Here is a 5,191-nt window from a genome sequence, read left to right on the forward strand (position 1 = left end):
GTGGGCCGGACCGCACCCGCGGTCCGGCCCACCGGCATCAGGGTCGGGCTCAGCCCCGGTGGTACTCGGCCGCCCACGCCTCGACCGAGTCGGCCGCCCGGTCGAAGGCCTCGAGCCGTCCCAGGAAGTCGGCGTTGTGCGTGGTCAGCAGCGGCGGCAGGTCGTCCGCCGGCCGGCTCCTGCGGACAAGCATCAGCGCCTGCCCCTGCACCGTCCGCGGCAGCCCGAGCCAGCGCACCGGCTGCTGCACCGTCCGCACGCTGACGACCTGCCCCCAGGACGTCGTACGGCTGACCAGGAAGCCCACCTGGCGCAGTCCGCGGACGCTCACCCACACGCCCATGCGCAGCAGCCGCAGCGCACCGGCGATGACGGCCAGCGCGACGCCGAAGACAATCGCGGCGGAGGACGGCACGCCGGTCAGCGCGCCCGTCAGAGCGATGACGACCGCCGCGAACAGGACGAACGAGGCCAGCAGCAGCAACAGGGCCGCCGCGCCCACCCGCCACGGCCCGGGCCGGTAGGGCCGCCGCCAGCGCTCGCGGTCATCGAACGGCAGCGCGACATCGTCCGCTGTGTCGAAGGCACGGTCGGCCGTCAGGAAGGGCAGGGGCACGGCTGGTCCTCACACTCAATCCATGCATGGGCTGTGCCCGGAGGCTATCCGTCCGTGTCTCCGCTCACCACCCGTGGGGGGCCATGGGGGTACGCCCCGCGCACTTCGGCCGACGGGGAAGGACCACGGGCTCAGTGCCCCTGGGACGCCTGGGACTGCTGCGTGGATGTGGAGGAGTGGCCGGTCGACAGGGCCGGCATGCCGAGGATCAGGGATCCCACGAGCCCGGCGACCAGGGTGAGGCCCAGCAGGGAGCGCCCGGCTATCTGACCGGCGGACGCCCGCTCGTGGGGCGGGGGCGTGACATTGCCGCGGAACCTGTCGGACTCGGCGACGAAGGCGAACGGGACGGGCTCGCGCCGACGGAACATCTGGGGCACAGCTCCCTTCGGGGGATGGAGGGGGTGAGAAGGATCGAGAAGGATCGAGAGGGATGGAACGGATGGTTCTCACTGGTACAGACGCACGACTGTCCCGAAAGGTGCCCGCTTCCCCCGAATTCGCTGAAGTTCACCGAAGATGTCGCGGACCGGCACCGAACGCCCCGATGTCAGAGGCGGGCCGTAGAGTGGGCGCCGCCCGAGAGACGTGATGGAAGGGACCCTCCGAGCCGTGACCGACACCCCCGCCGACGACCTGAAGCCCAGCTTCCGCAGTGACGTCACCGTCGAGCTGGTCAAGCACACCGCGTCGGACGCCGACGTGCTCTTCGCAGCGCGCGTCTCGACCATCGGCGAGCAGTCCCTGGACGAGCTGGGCAAGGACCCCGAGCGCTCCAAGGGCCTGATCAACTACCTGATGCGGGACCGGCACGGCAGCCCCTTCGAGCACAATTCGATGACGTTCTTCATCAGCGCCCCGATCTTCGTCTTCCGCGAGTTCATGCGGCACCGTGTGGGCTGGTCGTACAACGAGGAGAGCGGCCGCTACCGCGAGCTCCAGCCGGTCTTCTATGTGCCCGACGAGTCCCGCAAGCTGGTCCAGGAGGGCCGTCCCGGCAAGTACCGGTTCGTCGAGGGCACCCAGGCCCAGCAGGAGCTGGTGGGCCGGGTGATGGAGGACTCCTACCGGCAGTCGTACGAGGCCTACCAGGAGATGCTGGCCGCCGGCGTCGCCCGGGAGGTCGCCCGCTCGGTCCTCCCGGTCGGCCTGTACTCGTCGATGTACGCCACCTGCAACGCCCGCTCGCTCATGCACTTCCTCGGCCTGCGCACCCAGCACGAGCTGGCCAGGGTGCCCTCCTTCCCGCAGCGGGAGATCGAGATGGTCGGCGAGAAGATGGAGGCCGAGTGGGCGAAGCTCATGCCGCTCACCTACGACGCCTTCAATGCCAACGGCCGGGTCGCGCCGTAGCTCACACCGGCTTTCCCGGCCGGTACAGATGTGCGCATCAGCCTCGCGAGGTGTCCGTATTGCGGCATTTGGAGAAGTTCATCTAGCCTGATCAAACGGACCCGGCACTGCTTGAACCCCCGAGCAGGCAGTGCCGGGCTCCTTCTTTGCCGCGACTTGTCGGCCGCCCCGAGGGCAGACCCCGCCTTGAGCAACGAGTAGCGTGTTACCCATGGCTCCGACCTCGACTCCGCAGACCCCCTTCGGGCGGGTCCTCACCGCCATGGTCACGCCCTTCACGGCGGACGGCGCACTCGACCTCGACGGCGCGCAGCGGCTCGCCGCCCACCTGGTGGACGCAGGCAACGACGGCCTGGTGATCAACGGCACCACCGGCGAGTCCCCCACCACCAGCGATGCGGAGAAATCGGACCTGGTACGGGCGGTCCTGGAGGCGGTCGGTGACCGTGCCCACGTCGTGGCCGGCGTCGGCACGAACGACACCCACCACAGCATCGAGCTCGCCCGCGCCGCCGCGGCGGTCGGCGCACACGGCCTGCTCACCGTCACGCCGTACTACAACAAGCCCCCACAGGAGGGCCTGTACCGGCACTTCAAGGCCATCGCCGACGCCACCGACCTGCCGGTCATGCTGTACGACATCCCCGGCCGCAGCGGCGTGCCCATCAACACCGAGACGATCGTCCGCCTCGCCGAGCACCCGCGGATCGTCGCCAACAAGGACGCCAAGGGCGACCTCGGTCGTGCCAGCTGGGCCATCGCCCGCTCCGGCCTCGCCTGGTACTCCGGCGACGACATGCTGAACCTGCCGCTGCTCTCCGTGGGCGCGGTCGGCTTCGTCTCGGTGGTCGGCCACCTCGTCACCGCCGAGCTGCGCGCCCTCATCGAGGCGTACACGTCCGGCGACGTCCAGAAGGCCACCGAGATTCACCAGAAGCTCCTCCCGGTCTACACGGGCATGTTCCGCACCCAGGGCGTCATGACCACCAAGGCGGCGCTCGGCCTCAAGGGCCTGCCCGGCGGGCCGCTGCGGCCGCCCATGGCCGAGCTCACGCCCGAGGAGACCGAGCAGCTCAAGATCGATCTTGCTGCCGGCGGGGTACAGCTCTGAGGACGAGACGTCGCGTACCCCTTCGCGCCACGCGTTCTCCCACACCAGGCTTCACAACTGAATAAGCAGGTCACCGGTGCCTGCACCCACAACGACAACTGCTTCTGCACGAACGTCACGCGCGCCACGTGCCCACCGGTACGTGGCGCGCGTGGTGAGGAGAGTCTTTTGAGTCATCCGCATCCTGAACTGGGCCCGCCCCCGCCGCTTCCCGAGGGCGGCCTGAGGGTCACCCCGCTCGGCGGCCTCGGCGAGATCGGCCGGAACATGACGGTCTTCGAGTACGGCGGCCGCCTGCTGATCGTCGACTGCGGAGTGCTCTTCCCCGAGGAGGAGCAGCCCGGAATCGACCTGATCCTGCCGGACTTCTCGTCGATCAGGGACCGCCTCGACGACGTCGAGGGCATCGTCCTCACCCACGGGCACGAGGACCACATCGGCGGTGTCCCGTTCCTCCTGCGGGAGAAGCCCGACATCCCGCTGATCGGCTCCAAGCTGACCCTCGCCCTCATCGAGGCCAAGCTCCAGGAGCACCGCATCCGGCCGTACACCCTGGAGGTGGCGGAAGGACAGCGCGAGCGCATCGGTCCCTTCGACTGCGAGTTCATCGCGGTCAACCACTCCATCCCGGACGCCCTCGCGGTCGCCATCCGCACCCCGGCCGGCATGGCCGTGCACACCGGCGACTTCAAGATGGACCAGCTGCCGCTGGACAACCGGCTGACGGACCTGCACGCGTTCGCACGCCTGAGCGAGGAGGGCATCGACCTTCTCCTCACCGACTCCACGAACGCCGAGGTCCCCGGCTTCACCCCACACGAGCGGGACATCTCCAACGTCCTGCGCCAGGTCTTCGCCGGTGCCAGCAAGCGGATCATCGTGGCGAGTTTCGCCAGTCACGTCCACCGCATCCAGCAGATCCTGGACGCGGCGAACGAGTACGGCCGCCGGGTCGCCTTCGTCGGGCGCTCCATGGTCCGCAACATGGGCATCGCGAGGGACCTCGGGTACCTGAAGGTCCCGCCCGGCCTGGTGGTCGACGTCAAGACGCTCGACGATCTGCCGGACCACGAGGTCGTCCTCGTGTGCACGGGCTCGCAGGGCGAACCGATGGCGGCGCTGTCCCGTATGGCCAACCGGGATCACCAGATCCGCATCGTCGACGGCGACACGGTGATCCTCGCGTCGTCCCTGATCCCGGGCAACGAGAACGCGGTGTACCGGGTCATCAACGGTCTGACCCGCTGGGGCGCCAACGTGGTCCACAAAGGCAACGCCAAGGTGCACGTCTCGGGCCACGCCTCGGCCGGCGAACTGCTGTACTTCTACAACATCTGCCGTCCGAAGAACCTGATGCCGGTGCATGGCGAGTGGCGCCACCTGCGTGCCAATGCCGAACTCGGAGCCCTGACGGGTGTGCCGCACGACCGGATCGTCATCGCCGAGGACGGCGTGACCGTCGACCTCGTCGAGGGCAAGGCCAAGATTTCCGGCAAGGTGCAGGCCGGGTACGTCTACGTCGACGGCCTCTCGGTCGGCGATGTCGGTGAGCCCGCGCTCAAGGACCGCAAGATCCTCGGAGACGAGGGCATCATCTCGGTGTTCGTGGTCGTGGACTCCACGACCGGCAAGATCACCGGCGGTCCGCACATCCAGGCCCGCGGTTCGGGCATCGAGGACTCCGCCTTCGGCGGGGTCACCCCGAAGATCACCGAGGTGCTGGAGCGGTCCGCGCAGGAGGGCATCGCGGACTCTCACCAGCTTCAGCAACTCATCCGCCGCACCCTGGGCAAGTGGGTCTCCGACACCTACCGGCGCAGGCCGATGATCCTCCCGGTCGTCGTGGAGGTCTGACACACGTACGACCGTTCGTACGCGTGAACTGGCAGCGGGGCGCCTCGATTTGCATCGGGGCGCCCCGCTCCAGTAGGTTTACGGCTCTGCCCGGACGGGAACCCGGACGCCTCGCGCGACCCGGAGGACACACCGGAGGGGCGGGAAATCCGACTCAGAATCTCTGATAAAGTCGGGACCGCCGGAAAGGGAAACGCGGAAGCGGGAACCTGGAAAGCGCCGAGGAAATCGGATCGAGAAAAGATCTGATAGAGTCG

5 protein-coding genes are annotated in these 5,191 nt (G+C 68.6%); 3 read left to right on the plus strand and 2 right to left on the minus strand.

All coding sequences use genetic code 11. From position 1 onward, the window contains the following. Positions 1-49 precede the first annotated feature (49 nt). Both AB0A61_RS40730 and AB0A61_RS40735 read right to left on the minus strand, forming a co-directional pair. Positions 50-616, minus strand: coding sequence for a hypothetical protein (locus tag AB0A61_RS40730; RefSeq protein WP_361304587.1), 567 nt, complete (start codon positions 614-616; stop codon positions 50-52). Positions 617-747: 131 nt separating this feature from the next. Beyond that, a complete protein-coding gene (locus tag AB0A61_RS40735; protein WP_361304590.1) occupies positions 748-987 on the minus strand; it encodes a hypothetical protein in 240 nt (79 codons plus the stop codon). A 241-nt stretch (positions 988-1,228) separates the two neighbouring features. Between AB0A61_RS40735 and thyX the strand changes: the two genes are divergently transcribed. From thyX to AB0A61_RS40750, 3 genes are all read left to right on the plus strand, one after another. Continuing rightward, entirely contained in the window at positions 1,229-1,969 is a 741-nt protein-coding gene (thyX, locus tag AB0A61_RS40740; protein ID WP_361304593.1) for an FAD-dependent thymidylate synthase, read from the plus strand. A 211-nt stretch (positions 1,970-2,180) separates the two neighbouring features. Beyond that, positions 2,181-3,080: a 4-hydroxy-tetrahydrodipicolinate synthase gene (gene dapA / locus AB0A61_RS40745; protein WP_361304596.1), complete on the plus strand. Its 900-nt coding sequence runs from the start codon at positions 2,181-2,183 to the stop codon at positions 3,078-3,080. 168 nt (positions 3,081-3,248) lie between these two features. Continuing rightward, complete coding sequence (locus tag AB0A61_RS40750; protein WP_361304599.1) at positions 3,249-4,934, plus strand: ribonuclease J; 1,686 nt, start codon at positions 3,249-3,251, stop codon at positions 4,932-4,934. Positions 4,935-5,191 lie beyond the last annotated feature (257 nt).

This window comes from Streptomyces sp. NPDC046197 (assembly GCF_040646295.1).
Taxonomy (GTDB): domain Bacteria; phylum Actinomycetota; class Actinomycetes; order Streptomycetales; family Streptomycetaceae; genus Streptomyces.